General features: G+C 54.0%; 3 protein-coding genes. 1 reads left to right on the top strand and 2 read right to left on the bottom strand.

From position 1 onward, the window contains the following. Positions 1–212 (bottom strand): hypothetical protein (locus tag AC33YF_RS13230; RefSeq protein WP_491777680.1); only part of this gene is annotated, 212 nt, incomplete at its 3' end. Positions 213–869: 657 nt separating this feature from the next. Beyond that, positions 870–2,672, bottom strand: coding sequence for a hypothetical protein (locus tag AC33YF_RS13225; RefSeq protein WP_491777679.1), 1,803 nt, complete (start codon positions 2,670–2,672; stop codon positions 870–872). A gap of 406 nt (positions 2,673–3,078) precedes the next feature. Between AC33YF_RS13225 and AC33YF_RS13220 the strand changes: the two genes are divergently transcribed. After that, positions 3,079–3,599, top strand: a 521-nt coding sequence (locus AC33YF_RS13220) for an alpha/beta fold hydrolase (protein ID WP_491777678.1), incomplete at its 3' end; no start/stop codon positions are given.

Below are 3,599 nucleotides of genomic sequence, written 5' to 3'. Positions count from 1 at the left end.
TGAAAATATTCTATGCCTTCCAGATGCGAAGTTACTTCGAGATACCCATAGACACTCCAAATGGCATTCTCGGTAAAAATCAGTGTGGTGAGAAAGTAGGGCAGATAGAAATAGTCTCTATCGAAGAACCGCCGCCACTGGCCAAGCAGGTCAGCCAGGGCAATGCCGTAGATTAGCAGCGGTATGAACGCGAGATATTCGGAAGCTTCCAACTTCTTCTATAGCTCCCAGACAAGATCGAAGGGGCCAGGTGCCCAACGAGACCTCGCATGTGCGAACGTCAACACCGGGGCCATGATATTCCAGAGGACTTAAAGGCTAGCGCCAGCTGAACCTCGGAGCGCGCACGGACCACGTCCAGTTTAAGTCATAGAGCCGCTTTGCCAGCCCCGACAGTCGATGTCCGCTAAGTGCCAATAGTGGACATCAAGAGCTTGTGCAGAGCAGGTCATTCAGCAGCATGCTGACCTACGTCGGCCTCTTTTTCAAAACCCTAACGGAGAGCGGCTAGCCTGAGGTCAGGCAATATTTTTCCCCTAGCAGTGCTTGGCTCCATCCAACCAGCATTTGTTTAGCCAAATTGTCCTTACTCACACCAACCCTGGCCCCCGTGCCAGGTTTTTTTCTTGATTGTCACCATCCAGCTTTGCCGTGATCAGTGTGCTGGGGAGTGCCGAGAGAGTGTGAGTTCGTTGCGACCGCGTGGTGACGTGAATTCGCGGAGGCCAAAGCTCAGTGGCAGTGCCTCACACCGTCTTCTTCATGGCAGCCTTCGGCGTCTACGGGGCCGTCATGTGCTCCAGCGGTTGGAACCATTAGACCGCCTGCGAGCAGAGCGCTACATAGCAGAAATGCGGCGAGACGCGCGCCTATTGATAGCCGTAGGATATCCATCTGTGTACCTTCTGATCTTGATAATATTTGGAGTGGACCTGCAGTGGGTGGGCGATGATACCTGGTACCCGTAATGCATTCATTCTTAGCGGCGCATCGACAAACACTGCTTTTGCATCCCTCTGCAGTTGTTCCTTTATATTTTTTGCGACCTCCAGCATTTCTGAGGGTCCCTGACCCCGGTACCGGGCGGTGAGCTCAGTCCAGCCCTCTCTGTCAAGCGCTGGACAGTGTACATTCTCGATGGCCCGAAGCAATGGCCTGAAGTCGCGCTTATTCTCATCGAGGCTCAAATCGCGCTCGAGTTGTGCATACTTTTGCTTCAGCAGCGCTGTGTGTTTCTTCATGTACCTGACTTGCGATTGGTAATACCAGCAACCGAGCTGGTAGCTCAACAGGTCATCGGGATCGTGGAAGGAGACGATTTGTAGCTTTCGGTCGTCGCCAGCGGCCAGGTTGCGTTTTTCCAGAAATACCTGGAACTCCTTACCAACGGCCTCGTACTCGTCACCGTCTGACAGGTTTCGCGGCTTTACAAATGGGCTAGTCAGGTTAGCCGATAAAAGTGGTACCTGGTTGGTGAAGGCATAGACTGCGTCGATTGCCGCGAAGAAGCGTGGCTTGAAGTGTTCAAGGAAGGTTGGGAATTTGTTGTCGGGAGTGTCTCTGTACTGCCCGGGTACTTGGGCCTTTATCCGCCTCAATCGGCTCCGGATCTCACCGATCAACTCGTCTGAAGCAAGGAGACCCAACGTATCAAACAGCACGCGGGTGCCCAAGCTGTGAGTCATAAAAAACAGGCGGTGCCGTCCATCGAAGTCTCGAGCGGACTTCAGGTGATCTGCATTGCAGGTGAACAAATCGCTCTCGTCACCGGGCATCTGGGAGTTGGCGGCTACCACAAGACAGAAGGTCTGGAGAAGGTTGAGGTTCACAAGCACTCCGGGGTCGGACAGGTAAGCAACTGCGTCCGCGATGGCGCTGTTTATGATGTATGATTTGAGGGCTTGGTTGAACGCGCCGTCGCTGACAGTTTTGTTGGAGGCATCGAGCCTTACCAATCGGTCCTTCACCCAGCGCGTAGCTGGTGTCCATACTAGCTCGAAAAAGCGCAATCCGTCGAAGCTGACCACGCGCACAAAGCCTGTAACGTAAACGCTCTTATCCTCGTTAATAACCCCGAGTTTGAAGCATCGAGCAGTATCGCTACCAGCTCTATTGATCGCATCACAGAGCGCTTCCTGTGCGTCGACGACGAAGTTGGAATCGCCCGGGGCATACGGTGCCATAACTTTTGCCTCGTCGACGCCGATGGAATCGGCGTACTCGCCGATGCTTCCGTGATTGCAGTTCGCCTTTAAAGGCGGATAGATGCTCCCCAGTTTCCCCTTCTTATTTAGGTCGTCGAAGGTCTTGAAGGCTGCCTGCATGGCGCCTTTATCACTACGCTTACTACCTTCAGTAAGGTGCTCGCTGAGATTGGTAATCAAAGTATCTGAGTAACCGAGACAATGATCGGAAATGCCATGGACGATCACAACGTTCGCAACGGCGTCTTCGGTTGGAGTCGACTTGAGGTAATCTACAATGCCCTTGAATTCTGGTGTGTCGTCATTGATCCAAGCGGTGCTATTAAGCGAGGTCAGTGTAGACCACGCAAACCCCGTGGCGACCACAACTAGTGAAAGCACTGCCGCCACTACCAACGTCCGGCGGATCCAAATCGTGGCTCGACCTGGCTTCGCCAGCGCTGCTTTTTTTTGATGCGTGTCCTTCATCGGGAAGCTCCAAGCGTCAGACTAATTGCTAATCTGTATTACTATCGGGTCCCCTCGGGAACCAAATCTGGCCTTGTCTCTTGAACCTGTCCTGCGACATATCTTCCCGCGTGGTGTCACCGCCCTTATGGCATGGCAACTTTCGTCGCCGCTCACAATGTCCGCGATGGATCATTAGCCGACATCCCTAACCGAATTCGGGACGTCCGGTTTGCCCCCATAAGCAGACATTCGCGGTCTGACGATTGATGTCTGCTATGTGCCATAAGCGGACATCAGGGTGCATCGGATCCGCCCTAAAATGTGACTGTACGTTCGGCTCTTTGTCCGGCTGGATAAGATGCGTTGAACTAAATGAACTTGGACTTCCAGGACTGGGCGTTGCTGGCATCTTGGGAGCGGTAAGATGGCGAGATCGATCTTTCCAGGATACGAGCATCGGTTACTGCCGGTTGGAGACGAAAGAATAAGCGTCCACGTGGGGGGCTCGGGCAAACCACTGCTCTTACTTCATGGTTATCCGCAGAACCACGCAACGTGGCTCAAGCTCGCGGAGCCGCTCGCCCGCGACTTCACCTGCATCATCGCAGATCTTCCCGGTTATGGAGCAAGCACTATCCCTGCGGACTCGCCGGACCACGATAGCTTTTCCAAACGCCGCATGGCGGCATTGCTAACCTCTGCCATGGCGTCCTTGGGCTATTCGGCATTCAGCGTCATGGGGCACGATCGCGGCGCGCGGGTGGCTTACCGAATGGCCTTGGACCATTCCGACAAGATTCGGAGCGTTGTCATCATCGAAGTGATCCCCACCGGCGACATGTGGGAAGCATTCAATGCCGAAATGGCAATGAAGGCTTACCACTGGCCTTTCCTGGCTCAGCCTTCTCCACTTCCCGAAACGCTTATCGCGGGCAACCCCGTGTT

This window comes from Methyloceanibacter sp. (assembly GCF_058506495.1).
Note: the sequence above shows the minus strand (reverse complement) of the source record. Positions and strands in the feature narration are given on the sequence as shown.